This window comes from Pontibacter saemangeumensis (assembly GCF_039541895.1).
Classification (GTDB): Bacteria; Bacteroidota; Bacteroidia; order Cytophagales; family Hymenobacteraceae; genus Pontibacter; species Pontibacter saemangeumensis.
Genome location: NZ_BAABHC010000029.1, coordinates 13,189 through 34,789 on the forward strand (window position 1 = coordinate 13,189; position 21,601 = coordinate 34,789).

The 21,601-nt window shown below is 52.5% G+C and carries 20 protein-coding genes; 12 read left to right on the plus strand and 8 right to left on the minus strand.

The genetic code is table 11. The annotated features are described in order from the left end of the window. Positions 1 to 186: 186 nt before the first annotated feature. The 7 genes from ABD920_RS18485 (at position 187) to ABD920_RS18515 (ending at position 9,262) form a co-directional block, all read left to right on the plus strand. Complete coding sequence (locus ABD920_RS18485; RefSeq protein WP_345161008.1) at positions 187 to 3,273, plus strand: SusC/RagA family TonB-linked outer membrane protein; 3,087 nt, start codon at positions 187 to 189, stop codon at positions 3,271 to 3,273. 22 nt (positions 3,274 to 3,295) lie between these two features. Continuing rightward, entirely contained in the window at positions 3,296 to 4,717 is a 1,422-nt protein-coding gene (locus ABD920_RS18490) for a RagB/SusD family nutrient uptake outer membrane protein (RefSeq protein ID WP_345161009.1), read from the plus strand. A 141-nt stretch (positions 4,718 to 4,858) separates the two neighbouring features. Next, positions 4,859 to 5,257, plus strand: coding sequence for a BlaI/MecI/CopY family transcriptional regulator (locus tag ABD920_RS18495; RefSeq protein ID WP_345161010.1), 399 nt, complete (start codon positions 4,859 to 4,861; stop codon positions 5,255 to 5,257). Further along, complete coding sequence (locus ABD920_RS18500; RefSeq protein WP_345161011.1) at positions 5,241 to 6,605, plus strand: TonB family protein; 1,365 nt, start codon at positions 5,241 to 5,243, stop codon at positions 6,603 to 6,605. The genes ABD920_RS18495 and ABD920_RS18500 overlap by 17 nt, the downstream gene beginning before the upstream one ends. A 111-nt stretch (positions 6,606 to 6,716) precedes the next feature. Beyond that, positions 6,717 to 7,193 carry an energy transducer TonB gene (locus ABD920_RS18505; RefSeq protein ID WP_345161012.1) on the plus strand — a complete coding sequence of 159 codons (477 nt, stop codon included), beginning with the start codon at positions 6,717 to 6,719 and terminating at the stop codon, positions 7,191 to 7,193. A gap of 348 nt (positions 7,194 to 7,541) precedes the next feature. Then, positions 7,542 to 8,810 (plus strand): TonB family protein, encoded by a 1,269-nt coding sequence (locus ABD920_RS18510; RefSeq protein ID WP_345161013.1) that lies wholly within the window; start codon positions 7,542 to 7,544, stop codon positions 8,808 to 8,810. Between the two features lie 140 nt (positions 8,811 to 8,950). Further along, positions 8,951 to 9,262 (plus strand): GIY-YIG nuclease family protein, encoded by a 312-nt coding sequence (locus tag ABD920_RS18515; RefSeq protein ID WP_345161014.1) that lies wholly within the window; start codon positions 8,951 to 8,953, stop codon positions 9,260 to 9,262. A gap of 134 nt (positions 9,263 to 9,396) precedes the next feature. On the opposite strand, the gene surE is transcribed toward ABD920_RS18515, so the two are convergent. Continuing rightward, a complete protein-coding gene (gene surE, locus ABD920_RS18520; RefSeq protein ID WP_345161015.1) occupies positions 9,397 to 10,173 on the minus strand; it encodes a 5'/3'-nucleotidase SurE in 777 nt (258 codons plus the stop codon). A gap of 116 nt (positions 10,174 to 10,289) precedes the next feature. On the opposite strand from surE, the gene ABD920_RS18525 reads away from it, so the two are divergent. The 3 genes from ABD920_RS18525 to ABD920_RS18535 all read left to right on the plus strand — a co-directional run bounded on the left by ABD920_RS18525 (position 10,290) and on the right by ABD920_RS18535 (position 12,820). Next, a complete protein-coding gene (locus ABD920_RS18525) occupies positions 10,290 to 10,904 on the plus strand; it encodes a mechanosensitive ion channel protein MscS (protein ID WP_345161016.1) in 615 nt (204 codons plus the stop codon). A gap of 40 nt (positions 10,905 to 10,944) precedes the next feature. Next, complete coding sequence (locus ABD920_RS18530) at positions 10,945 to 11,400, plus strand: DoxX family protein (protein WP_345161017.1); 456 nt, start codon at positions 10,945 to 10,947, stop codon at positions 11,398 to 11,400. A 256-nt stretch (positions 11,401 to 11,656) separates the two neighbouring features. Next, positions 11,657 to 12,820: a glycoside hydrolase family 43 protein gene (locus tag ABD920_RS18535; RefSeq protein ID WP_345161018.1), complete on the plus strand. Its 1,164-nt coding sequence runs from the start codon at positions 11,657 to 11,659 to the stop codon at positions 12,818 to 12,820. A gap of 183 nt (positions 12,821 to 13,003) precedes the next feature. On the opposite strand, the gene ABD920_RS18540 is transcribed toward ABD920_RS18535, so the two are convergent. Further along, the gene (locus ABD920_RS18540) at positions 13,004 to 14,149 is read right to left on the minus strand and encodes a DUF3800 domain-containing protein (RefSeq protein WP_345161019.1); all 1,146 of its coding nucleotides are present in this window, start codon (positions 14,147 to 14,149) and stop codon (positions 13,004 to 13,006) included. A 365-nt stretch (positions 14,150 to 14,514) separates the two neighbouring features. Between ABD920_RS18540 and ABD920_RS18545 the strand changes: the two genes are divergently transcribed. Then, the gene (locus ABD920_RS18545; RefSeq protein WP_345161020.1) at positions 14,515 to 16,272 is read left to right on the plus strand and encodes a M14 family zinc carboxypeptidase; all 1,758 of its coding nucleotides are present in this window, start codon (positions 14,515 to 14,517) and stop codon (positions 16,270 to 16,272) included. Positions 16,273 to 16,355: 83 nt separating this feature from the next. Here ABD920_RS18545 and ABD920_RS18550 read toward each other — a convergent pair whose 3' ends face one another. Both ABD920_RS18550 and ABD920_RS18555 read right to left on the minus strand, forming a co-directional pair. Then, positions 16,356 to 17,144, minus strand: a complete 789-nt coding sequence (locus ABD920_RS18550) for a PhzF family phenazine biosynthesis protein (RefSeq protein ID WP_345161021.1) — start codon at positions 17,142 to 17,144, stop codon at positions 16,356 to 16,358. A gap of 96 nt (positions 17,145 to 17,240) precedes the next feature. Then, on the minus strand, positions 17,241 to 17,654 hold the full coding sequence (locus ABD920_RS18555; RefSeq protein WP_345161022.1) for a Dabb family protein: 414 nt from the start codon (positions 17,652 to 17,654) through the stop codon (positions 17,241 to 17,243). Positions 17,655 to 17,932: 278 nt separating this feature from the next. On the opposite strand from ABD920_RS18555, the gene ABD920_RS18560 reads away from it, so the two are divergent. Further along, positions 17,933 to 18,454 carry a cupin domain-containing protein gene (locus tag ABD920_RS18560; RefSeq protein ID WP_345161023.1) on the plus strand — a complete coding sequence of 174 codons (522 nt, stop codon included), beginning with the start codon at positions 17,933 to 17,935 and terminating at the stop codon, positions 18,452 to 18,454. A gap of 109 nt (positions 18,455 to 18,563) precedes the next feature. Here the strand turns inward: ABD920_RS18560 and ABD920_RS18565 are convergent, their stop codons facing one another. From ABD920_RS18565 to ABD920_RS18580, 4 genes are all read right to left on the minus strand, one after another. Then, the gene (locus ABD920_RS18565; protein WP_345161024.1) at positions 18,564 to 19,355 is read right to left on the minus strand and encodes a YdcF family protein; all 792 of its coding nucleotides are present in this window, start codon (positions 19,353 to 19,355) and stop codon (positions 18,564 to 18,566) included. A 39-nt stretch (positions 19,356 to 19,394) separates the two neighbouring features. Further along, positions 19,395 to 19,979 carry a DUF3267 domain-containing protein gene (locus tag ABD920_RS18570; protein WP_345161025.1) on the minus strand — a complete coding sequence of 195 codons (585 nt, stop codon included), beginning with the start codon at positions 19,977 to 19,979 and terminating at the stop codon, positions 19,395 to 19,397. A 46-nt stretch (positions 19,980 to 20,025) separates the two neighbouring features. Then, positions 20,026 to 20,655: an HAD family hydrolase gene (locus tag ABD920_RS18575; RefSeq protein WP_345161026.1), complete on the minus strand. Its 630-nt coding sequence runs from the start codon at positions 20,653 to 20,655 to the stop codon at positions 20,026 to 20,028. 182 nt (positions 20,656 to 20,837) lie between these two features. Next, positions 20,838 to 21,587: a DUF72 domain-containing protein gene (locus tag ABD920_RS18580; RefSeq protein ID WP_345161027.1), complete on the minus strand. Its 750-nt coding sequence runs from the start codon at positions 21,585 to 21,587 to the stop codon at positions 20,838 to 20,840. Positions 21,588 to 21,601 lie beyond the last annotated feature (14 nt).

The window sequence follows — 21,601 nt, forward strand, 5'->3', positions numbered from 1 at the left end:
ATAAGCGAATGAAATCTATAAGATTTTCAAAGGATATGCTTATACTATCAATTACTGTTGGTACAGCGGCTTTTTTATTGGCGAACTGTTCACTAATTTGCACCCCGTACTGATCTGGCTTCATTAAAAAAGCAACTCATATTCCATTCCTTACCTTTTACTTTTTTTCAAAAACCAACAACTAACATGAAGAAAATTTTACTGTTTAGTTTTGTTCTGATGCTTACGCTGTTACAATATGCATATGCACAGAGCAGAACAGTTTCTGGTACGGTAACCGACCAGAGTACTTCGCAGGCGCTTCCCGGTGTGGCAGTGATTGTGAAAGGCACCACTGTAGGGACGACAACAGGGTTCGACGGGGCTTTCACACTGAACGTGCCTGCTGACGGAACCACGCTTGTGTTTCGCTTTATAGGCTATGAAACCATAGAGCGTGCCATCGGAAACGCCAGCACCATCGATGTTGCCCTTCCGGTAGATAATAGACAACTGGAGGAAGTGGTGGTAGTAGGCTACGGCACGCAGGAACGCCGCGAGGTAACCGGTGCCACCGCCAAGATAACCGCTGAAGAACTGGAAGACATCCCTGTCGTAAGCGTGGACCAGGCGCTGCAGGGCCGTGCCGCCGGTGTGCAGATCTCCCAGAACTCCGGCACGCCGGGTGCGGGTATCAGTGTGCGTGTGCGCGGTGCCACCTCTATCTCTGCCAACAACCAGCCGCTGTATGTTGTGGACGGTGTGCCGATGACGACAGGCGATTATTCGCAGCTGGGCTACGGAGGCCAGACGGTGAACGCCATCGCCGACCTTAACCCGAATGACATCGCCTCCATCGACATTCTTAAGGACGCCTCTGCCGCCGCCATCTATGGCTCCAGGGCTGCCAACGGGGTGGTGCTGATCACGACGAAGCGCGGGGCGAACCGCAAGACACAGATTAACTTCAACGCGTATGGAGGCACCCAGAGCATGTGGAAAAAGCCTGATTTCCTGGAGGCGGACGAGTACAAGGAAATCATGGTGGAGGCCTATGTAAACGATGCTTACTTAGACCCAGGCGCCAGCTTCGAGGATTTTACGGAGTGGTACTATGGTGGTGTTGACTTTGATCTCACTGAAACCGACTGGATTGATGAGGTAACAAGGGACGCCAGCATCCAGAACTATGAACTGTCTTTGAGCGGGGGTGATGAGAAAACACGTTATTACCTCTCGGGCAATTACTTCGACCAGCAAGGCATCATTATCGGCAGCGAGTACAAGCGCTACTCCACCCGCCTGAACCTGGACCACAACGTGAATGACAAGCTGCTTATCGGGGCCAGCATACAGCTGAGCCGTTCTGAGAACAACCGTATCGTAAGCGACAACACGCTCTACGGCCCGTTCGCGAACTCCCTGGCGGCCTCTCCTGTCTGGCCTGTTTATTATGAGGACGGCGGCTATACCCGACCCAACTATTTCTACACCAACCCGGTGGCAGAAGGCACCGAGAACGATGACGTGACCACGAACCTGCGCGCTCTGGGCAACATCTTTGCCCGCTACACGCTGGCAAAGGGCCTTGACCTGCAGGTGAAAGGCGGCTACGATGCCCTGAACATAGATGAGCGCCGCTACACTCCTACTAATTATCCCGGCTCCTTTGCCACAGCCAGTGGAGGCGAGGCGACCAATGCGACGACAACGGCTACCAAGCTGCTCTTAGAGTCCACGCTCAGCTATAACAAGGCATATAACGAGGTGCACAACGTTTCTGCCGTTATCGGAACCAGTGTGGAGAAAAATGACCTGCAGGCCTCCTACGTGGCGGGCCAGGGCTTCCCGGGGGAACGCTTCCGGTATGTGGCAAGCGCCGCCCGCGTGAATGACGGATCCAGCTCCCTGACTGAAAGCGTGCTGCTGTCTTACTTCGGCCGCCTGAACTACAGCTTCCAGGACAGGTACCTGTTGGGGATCAACTTCCGCGCCGACGGCTCCTCCCGTTTCGGGGAGAACAACCGCTTTGGTTACTTCCCGTCTGTGTCAGCCGGCTGGAGACTGATCGAAGAGGAGTTCATGTCGAACATCGATGTGCTGAGCGAACTGAAACTGCGTGCTTCCTACGGCATCACCGGTAACCAGGAAATCGGTAACTTCAGTTACCAGGCCCTGGTAACGGGCGCAAACTACCAGGACTTGCCTGGCATCGCCCTCACCCAGATCCCGAACCCGGACCTGAAATGGGAGTCGACAAGCCAGTTGAACGTGGGTGCCGACATGGGCTTCCTGAATAACAGGATCAACCTGGCGTTGGACTATTACATCAAGCAGACCGATGACCTGCTGTTCTCCCGCCCGGTGGCGACGCAGAACGGCTTTGCCAGCTACCAATCGAACATTGGCGCCACCGAGAACAAGGGATTTGAGCTGGCGCTCAACACAGTGAACATCGATGGCGGGACCGACGGCTTTAACTGGTCATCAAACTTCAACATCGCTTTCAACAGAAACAAGGTAACAGAGCTGTACGAAGGCCAGGATATTTTCTACGGCTTCGGCGGCAATTCCCTGGTACTGCGTGAGGGCGAGCCGATTGGCACCTTTTACGGCTTCCAGACGGACGGCATATATAGCACAACGGACGAGGTCCCCGTTTCCCGCCAGGAGCAGGGTGCCCAGGCCGGTGACGTGAACTTCCGCGACATCAGCGGCCCCAACGGGGAGCCCGATGGCATCATCACGGACGACGACCTGACCATCATCGGGAATGCACAGCCTGACTATGTGGGAGGTTTCACGAACACCTTCCGATACAGTGGCTTTGACCTGAGCGTTTTCCTGCAGTTCTCTGCCGGCAACCAGATCGCCAACCCCGCGCACCAGTACCAGCAGCACCTGGGCAACGACTTCCTGGACGACAACATGCTCTCCCTGGTAGGAGACCGCTGGCAACAAGAGGGCGATGTTACCGACGTTCCGAGAGCGACCGTGGACGATTTAAACGACAACAACCGCAGCAACTCCTCCCGCTTTATATATGACGGCTCCTACACCCGCGTGAAAAACGTGGTGCTGGGCTACACCGTGCCTTCCACTGTAACGGAACGCGTTAAACTGAGAAGCCTGCGCGTGTACGCCCAGGCGCAGAACCTCTTTACGTTTACTGACTACCCCGGCTTCGACCCGGAGGTGAACTACGCCGGAACATCAAACACGACCCTGGGCGTTGACTTCTACACCTTCCCGCAAACCAGGACAATCACTTTTGGAGTAAACGTTGGTTTCTAAAGAGAAAAAGGAAAGACATATCATGAAAAAATACCGAATTATATTAATAGCCGCACTTGGCCTTTTCACTTTCACGGGTTGCGAAGAGGTGCTGGAGGTGGAGCCAACCACTGCCATCGAGAAAGAAGGGGCCGTCGTGGATTTCACCACGCTGGACCGTTCCGCGCTTGGTGCTTACAGCGCCCTGCAGGATGAGGATTATTATGGCTTCCGCTACCTGCTGTACCAGGGCCTGTATGCCGATAACCTGACCTTTGCGGGTACTTTCACCACTGACCGTGAAGTGGCCAGCAAGCGCATCAATGCCTCCAACCTGCAGATTTCCAGCACATGGGCGGCCATATATACCGCGATCAACCGGGCCAATATCGTGATCCGGGACGCGGAACGCCTTTCGGGGGAGTCTGAGATTACGGAAAAGGGGCGTGCGCAGATTGTAGGAGAAATGAAGTTTCTGCGTGCGCTGGCGCACTTCGACCTGCTGAAAGCATTTGGTGGCGTACCGGTCGTGACAAGTCCGACAACGACAATAGGGGAAATCCAGAGCCTGCCGAGGGCGACGGAAGAAGCCGTATACGCGGCCATTATCGCGGACCTGCAGGATGCAGCGACCGCGCTGGAAGGCACAGAAGGTAACGAGCGCGCTACAGGCATGGCTGCCACCGCGTTACTGGCCCGCGTTTACCTGCAGCAGGGCAACAACGAAGCAGCAGAGGCCGCGGCCTCTGAGGTGATCAACAGCGGCGCCTATGAGCTGGTAGAAGACTTCGGTACCCTGTTTACACAGGAAGGAGGCGCTGAGGCGATCTTCGAACTTAATTTCACTTTGAATGACGCCAACGCCCTGGGCACTGCCTCCGACCCTACCTCTTCCGGCCAGCGGTTCTATGTCAGCGAAGGAGTATATGAGGCTTTTTCGGCGCAGGCTGACACCGTCGTGATCGACAGGGTGACGGAAGAAGGGACAACGGTGAAGGACACGACCATTTACTCCGACGAGCGCTTTGAGGCCACATCGCGCATTGAGCGGAACCGCCGCCGCCTCATCAAATACGATGATGTCACCAACAATGCCGACAACGTGATCGTGCTCCGACTGGCAGAGATGTACCTGATCCGGGCAGAGGCCCGCGCACGGATGGCAGCCGCAGCTGCGGCCGCGAGCGAGGAAGTGATAGCAGACATCAACCTCATACGCGAAAGAGCGGGCTTGCTACCCGTAGAGGACCTCACCAATATAGAGGCCCTGGCGGAGGTTCTGGAGCAGCGCCGCCTGGAGTTTGTGGGCGAGGGCCTGCGCTTCATGGACCTGAAGCGCTATGACCTGACCTGCGACCTGCTCGAGTTTTGCGAGGAGGATGCCGAGGCGTTCCGCAACCTCTGGCCTATTCCGCTGCAGCAGATTGAAGTGAACCCGGCCCTGACGCAAAACCCGGGTTACTAAACATTATATACCTTTAAAAAAGGCGGCCCCTGTATGAGGGGCCGCCTTTTTTATTTTTTATATATGAAACTAAACCTTTAGTTTTAAAACTAAGTATTTAGTTATATATTCGTTAAACCTTGCCTTACCAACACCTTATATATGAAAGAACTGACCAAAGCCGAGGAAGAGATTATGCAGGTACTCTGGAAACTGGAGCGGGCGTTTGTCCGGGATGTGCTGGAGGAGCTGCCGGAGCCGAAGCCCGCTTACAACACCGTCTCCACCATCGTGCGGATTCTGGAGAGCAAGGGCTTTGTGGGCCACGAGGCCTTTGGCAAGTCGCACCAGTACTACCCGCTGGTGGCCCAGGACAAGTACAAAAGCTACTTCCTGAAAAACTTCATGAGCGGCTACTTCGGGGGCTCGTTTGAGAAACTGGTCTCCTTTTTCGCCAAGGACAACAACCTGAACGTGCAGGAACTGGACCAGCTGCTGCAGCAGGTAAAACAGGATATAGACACCAATCAGGAGGACCAGCAACATGGAAGCAATACTTAACTACGTACTCAAATCCGGCATAGGGCTGCTGGCTTTGTACCTGTTCTACTATGCCCTGCTCCGGAGCCAGACCAGTTTCCGGTTCAACAGGCTGTACCTGCTGCTGGCTCCGCTGGTGGCGCTCGCGCTCCCGCTGATAACGTGGCCCGTCCAGTTTACCACTGCCCCTGCCGTGGCAAAGGCACTGCAGACGATACAGCTGAATGAAGTGCTGGTAGTTGCCTACAGGCCATCCGGTAGCATTTTAGCGAGTTACATGACGCCTGTCAGCATTGCGCTGGCTATATATGGATTGGTGGCAGTATTTCTCCTGCTCCGGCTTTGCCGCCAGCTCTGGCATATCCGCCGCCTTAGATCTGACGCCATACCGGTGGAGCAGGCAACGGGGAGCGTCCATATACTCCAGCTAAAGCAGCCCCACGCCTCATTTGCCTTCCTCAACCATATATACCTGAGCAACCAGGAGCAGCTGAGCCCGCGCGAACGGCAACAGGTGCTGGCCCATGAACTGGCGCACGTGCAGCTCGGCCATACCTACGATGTGCTGTACTACGAGTTGCTCTCTGCCGTGCTGTGGTTTAACCCGCTCATCTGGCTGCTGAAACAGGAGCTGCGAAATGTGCATGAGTTTCAGGCCGATGCCCGGGTGCTGGAGCAGCACCAGCCACAGGAGTATGTTTCCCTGTTATCCAAAGAGGTGCTCTTTAACATGGGCCTGCCTGTGGGGAGCTATTTTCAGAAGCCGCAGGTGCTGCGCCGGCTCTATATGCTGCAGCAGCGGGGAAAGCAGGCTGGCTGGATGAGGCCTTTGCTCACGCTGCCCCTGCTGTTCGTACTGCTGGTATCGCTATCCGGGCAGCAAGCGGCTACCGACTTCGCGAATCCGTTTAACGCGCCGGTTACGCCTATGGATAGAGCAGCAAACCCAGATGCTGCGCAAGAGCCTTTGCCGGAGCAAGATACAACCGAGTCACCAGTCAAGGAAAGTAAGCCTTCCAATGATGAAATACACAATCTCCTGTATTTAAAGCCCTACAATTATGTAGAGCAAATGCCGCAGTTTAAGGGCGGCGAGGCAGAAATGATGAAGTTCCTGGCAATGAATGTCCGTTATCCGAAGGAGGCACAGGAGGCAGGCGTAGAAGGACTTGTGGTACTTAGTTTTGTGGTGGGCCCCGATGGTAAGTTGAGTGGCTTCCAGGTTATAAAGAGACTGGGGGCGGGCACAGACGAAGAGGCGCTCCGCGTGGTGAAACTCATGGACGGCAAATGGCAGGCAGGCAAACAGGACGGTAAGGTCGTGCCGGTTAATTATACTTTGCCCGTGCGCTTCACTCTGAAAAACTAAAGTACAGCATCAAAAACTTTATTAGAGTTGCCTCTTACGCCAGCTAAAAAGCTGGGGCTGGATTCCTATTGCCTGTCAAAAAATATTTATCACACTTAAACATATATAAACATGAAAAAGAACAAGTTATTCCGCCCACTCTTCCGAATGCCGCTGCTGGCGCTGCCTTTCATAGCCTTCGCCTGCGCTACGGATGATGAACCGATTACACTTAACCTGCAGCAAGATGCAAAGCAGGCTCCTGTTCTTATTGAAAAAGAGGAAGCTGAGCCATATAAAGTTGTAGAGCAAATGCCTGTATTTCAAGGGGGTGATGAGGCAATGTTCAGGTTTTTAGGTGAAAGTGTCCGATACCCGAAGGCGGCCAAGGAAGCAGGCATAGAAGGGTTAGTAGTCTGTAGCTTCGTTGTGGAAAAGGATGGTTCGGTTTCTACTATAAAAACCGTTAAGAGCCTCAGCCCGGAAATTGACAAGGAGGCCATGCGTGTCATCAAAATGACAGATGAAAAGTGGGAACCCGGTTTACAGAACGGACAGCCCGTGCGCGTCGAATATACTTTACCCCTGAGGTTTTCTATGAATCAATAGGGAGAAGGTGCTTTGACGGCCTCAGCTATCAAAGCACCTTCCTCATCGCCTGCTGTATATAACTCAAGCAACGTTTTAATCACTTTGCCAAAACATGTCCTACCCCTCCGGGGAAGGGAATAAACTGCTCCTGAGGAAGATTCACCTTTTGGCAGGGGTGAGTTTTCAGGCATCAAAAAATTAACCAGCCATATCGCCCCCAACTATAGTTAGATAATCAAGCCTGAAACGGTACAGACGATGCCCCAATGCTGGCCCTGAACAGTGTAGCAACAACAAAACCAAGCCAAAACAGTATGACTTTAAAACAATCCTGTTATATTTATATATAACCTTACCTCCGCCTCTATGAAAAACAAGAACCTGCTTACCTACCTGGCCACTACAGCGCTTCTGGCTTCAGCCGCTTTTTTCGCTCCTGAAGCCTCGGCACAGGCTACAGCCCCAGACGAACAGGTATATACCTATGTGGAGCAAATGCCCGCTTTTAAAGGCGGCGACACGGAGCTGATGAATTTCCTGTCCGGCAACATGCAGTACCCACAGGATGCCAGGGCAGCAGGTGTGGAGGGCCTTGTTATTATTTCGATGATCATAGAGACGAATGGCTCCATTACGGGAATTGATACCTTGAAAGGCTTGTCGGAGAGCACGGATGCAGAGGCAAAGCGCCTGGCAGCCTTAACAGCCGGCAAATGGAGCACAGGCAGGCAGCACGGGAAGCCTCTCCGGGTAAAGTACACGCTCCCGGTCAGGTTTAGTTTGGCCGAAGACGGCAGTGCGGCGGTGCTGAGTAAAATGCCACAATTCAAAGGAGGTCCGGAAGCGATGGTAAGCACTATAAATAAGCACCTCCAAATGCCTGCCGCTGCCCGCAAAGAGAATGTGAACGCCCGGGTGGATGTGAAGTTTAATATAGAGGCAGATGGCAGCGTGTCGAACGTGGCCATTGCCGGCACCAAACTGAAGCGCTCCGTGGGCGCCGGTGCCGATATGGATTATATGGACGCCTCCACTTTCAAACTTCAGGATATGTCCGTGCTTGCTCAACTTACCGAGGCAGCTGCTGGTGCCATTAAGCACACCAGCGGCATGTGGGAACCGGGCCTGCAGCACGGCAAGCCTGTGGTGGCGGAGGTAATCCTTCCGGTGCTGCTTTCAGGCGCAGGGAAACCCGATACAGGGAAGCAGTTAGAAATGATGCAGTTGGCTTATCAGTCGGACGCTTACGACAAGAAAACCATATATGAGGAGAATGAAGTAGATGTTAGCGCAACTCTGAAAGACGGTCCCGTTTACAAATTCCTGGCAGAGAACCTCCGCTACCCGGAGGGCTCTGATTTCTCAGGCCGCGTGAAATTATTCTATATCGTACAGCTTGACGGAGGTATCATCGGCCCAATGATATACCGCGAGGAGGAACAGCAGGCAATTGCAGCTGAAATCAAACGCGTATTTAAGTTGGCAGAAGGCAGATGGGTTCCGGCCCAGAAAAACACACAGCCCGTTGCGGCCTCTCAGGAACTGACAGTTGAATTTGTAACGGCAGCGGGTAAGCACAAAGCATCCGCCCCGGACACTGCTCCTGCCGATGTGGTGGTGGTAAAGGGAAAATAAATTCAACTTGTCATTTCGAACGCAGTGAGAAATCTAACCGGAATTCTTTAAAGATCTCTCACTACGTTCGAGATGACAAGAAATTTATAGCAGACGGAGCAGCGTTAACAACTGTAATCCTATAAATTGTACTCCTATAAATGACCTCTCATAACTACTTCGTTTACATCACAACCAATCCGCGAAAAACGACTTTATATGTTGGTGTCACAAACGATTTGGAGCGCCGACTTCAGGAGCACTTCATGAACAGTGGAAATCCTTCCACCTTCGCCGGCAGGTATTATTGTTATAATTTGATCTACTTTGAACGGCATTCGCAAATAAATTACGCCATTGAGAGGGAGAAGGAGATAAAGAAGTGGAGCAGAGTAAAAAAGGAAACACTAATCTGTAGTACAAATCCATTTTGGGAGTTTTTAAATCTTCAAATTCAAGATAAAGAAAACTGATCTTTACCAAGGCGAACAGAGCAATTGTTCATTCCCAAAGCTATCCACCAATCGTAAACAGAACGCCCCAGCCATATATAGCCGGGGCGTTCTGTCAAGATATAAACCTACTTAATCTCTATACAGCACTTCTTCTAAAACTGCCATCCCTCATTCAGCATGGCGATGGCGTGGTGGGCCGTCATATCAAACTGGCAGGGCACAATGGACACATAGTTATTCACCAGCGCCCACTCATCAGTGTCCTCCCCCTTGTCGTAGTTCACGAAGCTGCCCGTCATCCAGAAATACTTGCGGTTGCGCGGGTCCAGGCGCTCATCAAACTCCTCCTGCCACTTGGCGTGCGCCTGCCGGCAGATCTTAATTCCCTTGATTGCCTCCTCGCTCTTCTTGGGCAGGTTCACGTTCAGGGCGGTGTTCTCGGGGATGCGGTGCTCCAGGGCCTGCCGGATGATCTGCTCCACAAACGCTTCGGTATGGGAGAAATCCGCCTCATGGCCATAATCGCACAAAGAGAAGCCGATGGAAGGCAAGCCCTCGATGGCAGCCTCAATAGCCGCCGACATGGTGCCGGAATACAAGACGCTGATGCTGGAGTTGGAGCCGTGGTTGATGCCGCTCACCACCAGGTCGGGCTTGCGCTCCCTCAGCACGTGGTGCTTGGCCAGTTTCACGCAATCGGCCGGGGTGCCGGAGCACTCATAGGCCTCCACGTCCAGATCAGCTAAGGCGATGGATCTGTCTAAGCGGAGCGTGTTCCCGATGGTGATGGCGTGCCCCATGCCCGACTGCGGGCTGTCAGGCGCTACTACCACAACCTCTCCCACCCGCATCGCTACTTTTACAAGTGTGCGTATGCCGGGGGCAGTGATGCCGTCGTCGTTCGAGACCAGAATTAATGGTTTAGCCATTTTATTATTTTAAGTTGACGTATGATAAAACAAACGAATTGGTTAATCGTGCTAATATACAACAACCTCCTCCTGCACTACAAGGTTTAACTTAATAAACAAAAGGAGAAGACAATATGATTATACGCAACATACTATATGCTATATTATTAGGAGCGGGCATGGCCGCCTGCCTGTCACAGAACGACGAAGCGGCCACAGAGAGCGAAACAGAGGATGGTACCGCCGCCACCTCAGCCACAGAAACTACCCCGGCTCCCGCCGCATTCGTGCTAGAGAAAGGACGGGCCGGTAATATAAAGTTGGGCATGCCCATTGAAGAGGTGCGCCAGCAGGTTGTCGATGGCACCGCAGTGAAAGATACGCTGCTGATGCTGGAAGGGCAGCAGTCCACGGCGTACGTGCTGCACCAGGATGACCGGGACAAAGGCCTCCTGATCGAACAGGTGTGCGACCCGGATTGCAAGGTGTGGCGCATCAGCGTGCTCAGCCCTGAGTATAAAACGGCCAAAGGCATCGGCGTCGGATCGAAGTACGGAGAGGTGAAACAGGCGTACCCCATCTCAACAGTGGCGTTTGAGGAAGGCAATTTCGTGGCGGTTTCTGACACGGCCAGCATGAGCTTTGAACTCGACGACACGCAGCTTCCGCAGGATGCCAAGGATATGGGACGGTATAACCCGGGCAACATTCCGGACAACACCCTGGTGACACGCGTAATGCTGTATTAGCCTGTTGCGATATTAAGTACTAATACGTATTATTGCTGTGATGGCATTCCTTCGTTCAGACTACTCCTATAAATCCTTTGGGTTGCTGCTGCTGCGCATCGGCATCGGCATAGCGTTTATCCTGCACGGCTGGCCGAAGCTGGCTGGCGGCGTTGCCTATTGGGAGCAGGTCGGGAAGGCCATGGAGGTGGTAGGGATTACGTTTGCCCCGGCTTTCTGGGGATTTATGGCAGGCTTCGCAGAAACAGTGGGTGGCCTCTCGCTGCTCTTGGGGCTACTCTGGCGCCCTGCCTGCCTGTTGCTTCTCCTCACGATGCTGATCGCCACAGCCGGGCACCTCAAAGGCGGTGACACGTTCAATGATTATTCCCACGCGCTGGAGGCGGCCATCCTGTTCTTCGCACTTCTCTTCATCGGGCCCGGCAAGTACAGCCTCGACAGCAAACTTTTCCCAAGCGACAAATACCGCAGTCGGTTCAAAAGAATTGTGGTGTGAGATCCACAGACTATAGATAACCCTGGGATGCGCCGTGTGTTTCAGTAAGCTTCCAGTGTAAATTTCCCGTTTATTTACGGATCTCACGCCCTACATCATATCAGCAGGAAACCAACCTTTGACAAAACAGCCTTTCGTTTTTAGGTAAACCGGCGCAATTTTTCCAACGTGTGTCTGCCCTGAAATCGGCTATATAAGCATAATTGTTAACAGGGATAATTCGCCTAAATTTACGCTATAGAAATCAACCGCTCCCATGAAATATATACTCTTGTCATTTCTTTTCTTCACCGGACTGTCTATGCATCCTGCGGAGGCTCAGACAACACAGCGCGTTAAATCTGCCAAAGCCACCTATTCCAATCCCCTGGATGTGCAGTTCGGGGACCCCTACGTGTTGCACACCGGGGGCACGTATTATATGTATGGCACGGGCGGCGGTGCGGAAAAGGGATTTGCCGCCTACTCCTCCAAAGACCTGGTGAACTGGAAGCCGGAGGGGCAGGTATATTTCCATGACAACAAAAACGGCTGGAGCGACCCCAATGCCGGTTGGGGCGGGGCCTACTGGGCACCCGAGGTATATGAGGTGAACGGGAAGTTCTATATGTTTTACAGTGCCCAATGGAAGGAGAACCCGACCAACCAGGAGGAGAATTTCCGCATCGGGGTGGCGGTAGCCGACAAGCCTACGGGGCCTTTCGTTGACATGGCCAACCACCCTGTTTTTGACCCCGGTTACCCTATCATTGATGCCAATGTGTTTTTTGATACCGATGGTAAAGTCTATCTATATTACTCCCGCGCGGCCTACAAGCACCCCGTGGAAAGTGAGATAGCGGATTTGGCCCGAAAGAAAGGCTGGTTCATGGAGATTGAAGAAAGCTGGGTATATGGCGTTGAGCTTAAATCCGATTTTTCAGGCGTCATCGGCGAACCGGTGCTGTTGCTGCGCCCGCCCGTCAGCCTCACCGACAAGCAGGCCGAGTGGGAAAGCAGGTCCGTAACGGCCAACGAAGTGAACCGCCGCTGGACAGAGGGGTCCGTTACGTTCAGAAAAGACGGCCTGTATTACATCATGTATTCGGCCAATTATTTCGGAGGCCAGCATTACGCCGTTGGCTACGCCACCTCCTCTTCGCCCTTAGGTCCTTTTAAGAAAGCAGCGAATAACCCGGTGCTGCAGAAAAACACGGCCAAAGGCGGCACCGTAACGGGCACGGGGCACAACAGCATCACGTACTCCCCGGACGGCAAGGAAATGTTCATCGTCTACCACGCCAGAACAACCGAAACAGGCGACGAACGGGTGGTATTTATTGACCGCATGGAGGTGAGAGATGGAATAATAAAGGTCCTAGGACCTACCACTACCCCGCATAAGCTTCCTTCGGGGGTTGGGACGGATAGTAAGAAATGACAGGCTATACGCTATATATTATAGAAACAGCATATATAACAAAGCCAATGCTCCTGAGGTACCCAATAGGGTGGATGAAGTGATCCCATTCCTTTAGTAAAGTTCAATTAATTGCCGTAAACGTGCTAGAGCATGAGGTGTGTTAGGTGTAGCCGAAGGTTAAGTACTGAGTTCTAATAAAATTTATTTTACTTCTTGCTGTCTTAGGTTAAATACAGTTGAATGGTCAACTTGATTATTTTCTTTATTGATGGAGCTCATATCAAAGCCAAGCGAATCTATAACGTAATCAGCAAAATCGTCTTTAAAGTTGCTTCCGTTAGGATTGTGGAGTTTTCTATTTATTGCTCCTGTAAATAAATCAACTACTTGGATATAAAAATTTTCATCAGAAGAAACAGATTGAAAATCGCCGAGATGCAGTCCCTCTATTTTCTGACTAGTTATACGTTCTTTAATGTTTTCAATTTTCAATTCATCACTACCTTTCTCTTCTTCGTCAAGCCAAACTTGAAGTACTCTAGGTAGAGGTGCTCGTCCGGTTTCGTTTTCATGATCAACACCTTTGCTCAACAAATGATAAGTTAAGTCTGTAATTGCTGCATTCTTATCTGAAAAACCTTTATTGTTGACAACTATGAGTTTAAAGCTTATTGCTGGGTGCAATGTGAGAAACTTTGTAAAGAAGTCTTTAAAAAGCGCTACTCGAAACCTATCTAGTTCGGCAAAATGAAACTCATAATTTACTTTTTTACTTCTCTTCCAATCACCCAATTCCATATTCGATAATATTAGCGATGCCCCTGCTTCCAAGATCCAAAGTGAGCCTACAGAAAGATAACTTTGAGTTTTTCCAGTTTCATCAATATATACTGAATACATACCTAAGCCTCTTGGTTTGTCTTCTATAGCTTGATTTTTCTTATCTTCTTCAAGCACACCCCTATATCGCTTTACAGTATCATCAGCTTGGAACAATTTATATTCATTCTGTATTTTTGCTCTTATTCGCGATAAGGAGCTTAGTCTTGTAAGATTACCAAACTGCTCTTTAGTGATATGCACTCCATCAAACTTATTTGATTCAAAGCATTTCCAGTAAGACCAAGCTAAGTCTATATCAGAATTTCTTGCATCAATTGAATTATTTAAAATATAAGCAACTCTATCACGGATATTTATAATATTTCCGCTAACAACGCGATTTAAGAGTTCTTTCCTTTCATTTTCAAGCTTTTCAAGTTTTATGATATCTTGTTCCTCTATTTCCTCGTTATGCCCTTCTATCTCTTGATTTGTTTTATTAGTTCCTTCTTCCATTTTTTCCATAATTCTTAATAAAGTTGAGATAGTAAATATGATTTTAAATAAAACCTAACTCTAGAGATGCGTGAACATATTATTATCTGCGCTATATATGGGAATTGCTTACCTATATTTCAGCCTTCCTAAGTATCTCCGCTTCGCAAAGCACAATATGTATATCAACCCGAATGCACTTCCAACCAAGATAAAAAGCATCAGCTAACGCTCCTAATGAAACCACCTATATATTCTTCTCCTATATAGACAGTAAAAAAACTGCTGCCTTACCTTTTCCTGCCATACATAAATCGCCTATGTCTTACAGCACAACCCACTACCATCTTGGCGCAAAAATTGGTAACATTGCAGTCTTATCATCAACCCGACACATGCTCACTACCTTTCTCTTAGCGGCGCTGTTATCCATAGGAGCTCCCGCACAAGACAAGCCCGACCTGAAAACCCCCTACGAAAAAGGAAACGGCAACCAGACCGCCACCTACGCCGAGGCCATCGCCTGGTACCAGCGCCTGGACGCCGCCTACGAGGAAGTGAAAATGATGCCGTACGGCACAACGGATGCAGGCCGCCCGCTGCACCTCGTGGTGGTATCTACCGACAGGGATTTTGACCCGGCCTCTGTTCACCAGAAGAACAAGCGCGTGCTGCTGATCCAGAATGGCATTCACCCGGGGGAGCCGGAGGGTGTTGACGCCACCATGCTGCTGGTGCGCGACTACCTGCAGGACAAGAAACGTCGCAAGCAGCTCGATAACGTGGTGCTGGCCATCATACCTGTCTATAACATCGGCGGGGCGCTGAACCGCAACAGCCACACCCGCACCAACCAGAACGGCCCGGAGAGCTACGGTTTTCGGGGCAATGCCCGCAACCTCGACCTGAACCGTGATTATATCAAAACCGACTCCCGCAACGCGCAGACCTTTCATGAAATTTTCAGGGAGTGGGACCCGGACGTGTTCATGGACAACCACACCTCCAACGGCGCCGATTACCAGCACGTGATGACTCTCATCGCCACGCAGCATAATAAACTCAACCCAACGCTGGCCAGTTACCTGAATGGCAAAATGGTACCTGCGCTGTATGCGGGCATGAAGCAGGACAAGTTCCCGATGGTGCCCTATATGAACCACGCGGGCGACACACCCGATGAAGGCATTATCGGCTTCATGGAGTCGCCGCGCTATGCCACGGGCTACACCACGCTCTATAACACCATCGGCTTCGTGCCCGAAACGCATATGCTGAAGCCATTCGACCAGCGCGTGCAGGCTACCTACAAGCTGATGGAGAACATGATTGAGACGGTGCACCGCGACGCGAAAGAGATTGGCGAACTGCGTGCTAAAGCCAAGCAGCAGACCCTGCAGCAGCAGAAATTCCCGCTCGACTGGAAACTGGACACCACCCAGGTCAGCCAGATTCCTTTTCTGGGCTACGAAGCCAAATACAAGCCAAGCGACGTAAGCGGCCTCGACCGCCTGTATTATGACCGGAAGTCGCCGTACAGCCGGATGATTAACTACTACAATGAGTTCGCGCCGACCGTGACGGTGGAAAAACCTGTTGCTTATATCATCCCGCAGGCCTGGCATGAGGTGATTGATCGCCTGAAAACCGATCAGGTACAGCTGCAGCAACTGCAAAAAGACACCATCCTCACGCTCGACACCTACTATATAACCGACTACAAAACGGGGCAGCGGCCATATGAGGGGCACTATTTGCACTCGGATGTGCAGGTGGAGACGAAGCGAATGCCGCGCCAGTTCTTTAAGGGAGATTACGTGGTCTATTTGAACCAGCCGGCCAACCGGTTTCTGGTGGAGGTGCTGGAGCCGCAGGCCGTGGACTCTTACTTTAACTGGAATTTCTTCGATTCCATCCTGATGCAGAAAGAGTATTTCTCGAGCTATGTGTTCGAGGACCTGGCGGCAGCGTACCTGAAGCAAGACCCGGCGCTGCGCCAAAAACTGGAGACACGCAAAAAGCAGGACCGGGACTTCGCCAAGGACGCCCGCGCCCAGCTCGATTTTATATACCGGAACACCCCGCATTACGAGTACACGCACCAGATGTACCCGGTGGGCAGGCTGATGCAGGACGTGAAGCTGCCACTGTAAACCGAAAAGGCCCCGGTACCGGGGACTTTTCGGGCTTCCACCCGCGGATTTGCTGGTGCGAATTAAATCTTGTTACGCCATTACTACACCTCGATTTCACCGGTTAAGTAAGCTACGGCCTGGCCGGTTATCTTCACACGGCTGCCCCGGAACTCACACTTCAGGTCGCCTTGCCTCTCCGAAACCTGCCTGGCGCTCATTACTTTTTTATTCAGCTTTTGGCTCCAGAAAGGGATCAGGGTCGTGTGGGCAGAGCCTGTAACCGGGTCTTCATCAATGCCCGACTGCGGCGCGAAAAACCGCGACACAAAATCGACGTCCTCGCCGGGGGCGGTCACAATCACGCCACGGGCTTCCACAGTTGCCATCTTTCTGAAATCGGGGGTTAAATCCAGTATCTCTTTCTCGCTCCGGAAGAGCAGCATATAATCGGTTTTGCCTCTGTAGGTTTCGAGGGGTGTACGCCCAATGGCGCTCACCAGCGCCTGTGGGGCCTCCACCCGCTGGTAAACATCCGCAGGAAAATCCAGCGTAAGCGCCTCCCCTTCTCTTTCCACCGTCAGCAGCCCGCTGCGGCGCGACTTAAAATTGATTTTGTCGGATAGGTGGTTGTAAAAGTGAAAGAGCACATAGGCCGACGCCATGGTAGCGTGCCCGCACAAATCGACCTCCACGGTGGGGGTAAACCATCTTATCTCGTAATCAGGCCCTGTCTGCAGGACAAAGGCTGTTTCCGCAAGGTTGTTTTCAGCAGCGATCTGCTGCATTTTCTCATCCCCCAGCCATTCGGGCAGCACACAAACCGCGGCAGGGTTGCCATGAAACACCTTGTCTGTGAAGGCGTCTATCTGGTATATATTAATTTTGCTCATAGTTTTGACCGGAAGCTTTGAGTGCCTTCAATAACAGCAAATAGGAAAAGCCACCTGATCAGTGGCTTTTCCTGTTACGCTTCTCTGTAATCTGATTTACACGTCCACTGAATCATATACAATCACCTTGTCCCACAGGTTGGAGTAGTTCTCCACGAACTTCAGGTGAACCGGGTGCTTCTGATACACTTCCTGGTCCTCGAGGTTGTCGAAGAACAGCAGCCACGACACCTGGTAACCTCTTTCAATCACATCGCGGTTGGTGCTGGCAGGCTCCCCGATCCGCGCCAGGCGTATGGGCTTGATCTTTTTAAGGGTCGTAAGGCCTTCTATCAGCTTTGCTTTGTCTGCGGCAGACTCCGGGTTTTTGAGCCAGAAGTACACATGGTGCACAAAATCACCTTTTTTGTTCTGCTTGCTCTTGTCTGCGGCAGGCATCAAACCAAAGAACCCGGCAAGCGAAAGAGCGGTAGTGTTGCCGAGGAATAATCGTCTGGAAAGTTTTTTCATATAGGCTATCTTTTATATATGAGTGGATAAACCAGCGTACGCACTTTCTAAGGCTTGCGCACTCAATCCCACTCCAAAGCCCTGAAGGTAATCATTTCTCCTTAAATCAACATAATACTACTAAGCTTGGCTTTACAACAGGAGCTTATAGCAACGTCCGCAATTGAGGATGTATATCTGCAATTAGGCTTGTACAGCAGAAAAACGATTGCAGGAAAATTAGCGCCACAAAAACCAAAACTCCTATACACCGGTAAGGCCATATATAAACAGCAGCCATGAAAGATCTATCCGTAAATCCGATTATGCTCCGGCCCCACGGCCATATCCCGAACAACCCGCGCCTCCCCCTGCTCCTCTACCGGCAGGTGTTCAGGGATCCCCATGCTCTTGAGCGGCAGTTTAAAGAGGCTTTCAGGCAGCATAACTGGGGCGGCAGCTGGACGAACGGCGTATTTGACTATCATCACTACCATAGCAAATCGCATGAGGTGCTGGGGGTGGCGGCCGGCTCGGCTACCCTGATCTTCGGCGGGCCGGGCGGAAAGGAAGTGGACGTAACAGCGGGTGATATGGTGGTGCTGCCGGCAGGCACCGGCCATTGCCGCAAAAGCGCCTCCCCCGATTTTAGCGTGGTGGGCGCCTACCCTCCAGGTCAGGAAAATTACGACATCTGCACTGAGAAGGACAAGCCGGAAGAAAAGATGGCCAGCATTGCCCGTGTTCCCTTGCCGGAGTTAGACCCCGTAGCCGGGCCGGAAGGGCCCGCCATGCAGTACTGGAGGCACCAGGTCAGTTAAAATAGCCCAGGGTCGCGGCACCTTGGCTGCCATCAACACCATCAGCGGATATACAGGGGCTAGCAGCAGAAACTGTTCCTGTGCATTGCATCCAGATAGCCCAAAACGTTTATGCCCGCACAAACAAGCCATAGATGTCGGCCAGTTCCGTATATGCCTCCTCCACCTCCGCCGGAATGTCAACTGCGGTGATAAAGCCGCTGCCATTGGGGCCATAGCCCTTGGCGTCGTTCCGTAGCCGCGGGATCTCGCCCATCACCAGGGAAAGGAACCTGTCAATTCCGCAAAACGCACGGTGCGCCTCGTTGGCAAAGGCAAGCTTGCCTCCCTTCAGCTGCAGCAAGGGCACAAATGCCGCATGGCTGATAAACTGCACCTTCAGGGGCTCCCACGCCTTCTCAAAAGACGCCTGCGTACGGCGCTGCAACACCGGGTCCTGCAGGAGCAGAATCGTTTGCGGCTTTTTGTGCAGCTGCTCCAGCACCTTGCGGGCCTCCGTGGCATTCCCGCCGCAGTTAGTGGAGCGGTTCTCCAGGAGGATCTCACCCGGCGCAATACCCCAGTGCTTTACCAATATATCCCGCAGCATGTCCGCCTCGGGCCTATCACCTACTTCGATAGAGTTATATACGGGGTGTTGCCGGATATTGGCTTCTAAGTAGTGCGTGGAATGGCCGATGCCGCCGCAGATCAGGAGCTCCTTTGCCAGGCCCTGCCGATAGGCGCTCGCCGCCTGCTCTGCCACATACAGGCTACTGTTGCCGAGCAGAATCAGCAGGTCAGCCTGTGGGCGGTTAGATATGCGTTGCAGGTCCCGGGCTGCTAAGCTCCCAATGTCGCGCTTCGCCAGGAAGGGAATGAGGATGTTGAACAGGGAGACGTGGTGTTGGCTTGGTTGCATCGCAGTATATATAGGATCAGGAGATTCAAAATTCAGCGCTCATGCTTTGCGAAGCACGTAACAGCCGATCTTATCCGGGTGGTCCTGCACCAGGTCCGTGGCGCGGCAGTGGCGCAGCATCCAGAGCACTAGCATATCGCCGGAGGCGGCCACCGTAAAGAAGAGCCCGAAAAAGAATACCCACGGATTTCCCAGGATTATACCCGCCACCGCAGGCAAAAGGCCCATCACCACGCCCGGCATCATACCGCCCAGCATATAAGGCCGTAGCGGCAGCACTTCCTCACAGTGGCAATAGGGCGTGAGGGCTTTCCAGTGCACTCCGTACTTGATGGATCTGATCCCGCGCTTGCAGAAGATCGCCCAGGTAAGGCCATGCAGCAGTTCGTGCACCACCGCGCCCGGAATAAACACCAGCAGCACCAGCAGGGGCAAAAACAGGATGCGGCTGCCGTATTCCGCCACAATGGCTGCCAGGTTGCGGTCAGAGAACTGCTCCGGCCACAGCAGCAGGTAAGGCACCGCCAGCAAAACCAGCACAGGTAAGGCAAAAGCGATCGCCTGCACGTTGGCCTGTGTGGCGGTGGCAGAAAGCTCGATGCGCTGATAGGATGGATTGTCCATAAGGCGTGCAGACTATGGTTCCCGCATTACAGCCACATGGCTGCTGTCAGAATAACTTCCGTAAGTCTTCAAACCGATCGATATAGGGCACGTTTGCCGTTACCTCGCCAAAGCCGTACCGGGCATATATAAACGGCACCCCGGCCTGCTGGCTCGCGTCGTAATCGCCTTTGGTATCGCCCACATAAACGGCTTCCTTCAGGTTGTTACGCTCTATCAGGGCCCTGATGTTCTCCCCTTTGGGCTTGTGGTTGTCACCGAAGCAGCCGTGGTCGGTGAAGAAGCGCTGCATGTTGTGGAACTCCAGAAAGATATCGATGTAGCCCAGCTGGCAGTTGCTCACGATGAACAGCTTGTACTTCTCCTGCAGCGAGGCCAGTGTCTCCTCCAGCCCCTCATACAGCGTGCCTCCCTCCGCTTTCAGTTGCCGGAGCTCTTCTTCGCCGCAAAGCGCCATCAACTCCTGCCGCTGGCTCGCATTGAGGTTCGGGAACAGCTTGTCATATATGGCATCGTAGGGCATGCCGGCAATGGCGCGCACATCCTCCTGCGTCACGGTCCGGTCCACGTAACTGAGCTTGCTGATGGAGGCCTGCCAGGCATCCGCCACCGCCTGCGTCGAGTCCCACAGCGTCCCGTCAAGGTCAAATATTATTCCGTCTGTTGTCTGGTTCATATATAAAAGAGGGTTGATTCCCTTGTAATGCATTAAAAGACAGGGCGCATCAAAGTAGAAAAGCGCTTGCCGTATCCTTCTGCAAAGGTAAGTTATATTTCAGAACGCGGAAGCCTGTTTCAAATTCTTCCCTATATGCCCCTCCACCCCCTTCTCTTTTAAAAGAAGAATGATTCTATAGCTTATGAAAGATTAGTAACCAGTTCCCGCAGCCTGTCGGCGTTGAACACGGCGTTCCCGAGGATGGTATTGTTGAAGAACACCCACACCTGCTTGCCGTCCAATAGCCAATCGTGCACCATATAGGCGTAGCGCTCCAGCTGCTCGTCGGTGTAAGGAGAGGCATATATTTTCTCCTCACCGTGCAGGCGCAGGTACACGGTGTCGGTGGTGGTGGTTTCGAAGCCGGGGAACCGTTTGCCGGCGCTCGTGATCACCCACGTGATGCCATGGCCCTGCAGCAGTTCCTGGGCCTGTTCCGTGAACCACGACTTGTGCCGCGCCTCCAGCGCAAAGACAGGCTGCGGGTATTTATCGCGCAGCATCCTGAAAAAATCCGCCGCCACACCATAGTCGAAGTGCAGGCTGCCGGGCAGTTGCACCAGCACCGGCCCCAGCCGCCCGCCCATCGCCAGGAAGCGCGACATAAACTTCTCCACAGGTTCCTCTGCATCCACGAGGCGGCGCTTGTGCGTGACCTCCTGGTGCATTTTGGCCGCAAACTTAAACGAGGGCGGCGTCTCCGCCAGCCATTTCTCAATGGTTTTAGCCATCGTGAAGTGGTAGAAACTGCTGTTCAACTCAGTGGTGTTGAAGCGGGTGGCGTAGTAGCGCAGCCGCTCCGCAGATTTGAGTTCCTCGGGGTACAGGATGCCCTGCCAGCGGTAGCTCCAGCCCGAGGTGCCTATATATAGGTTGTCATGTAGTGCCATGGATATGGCTGTAC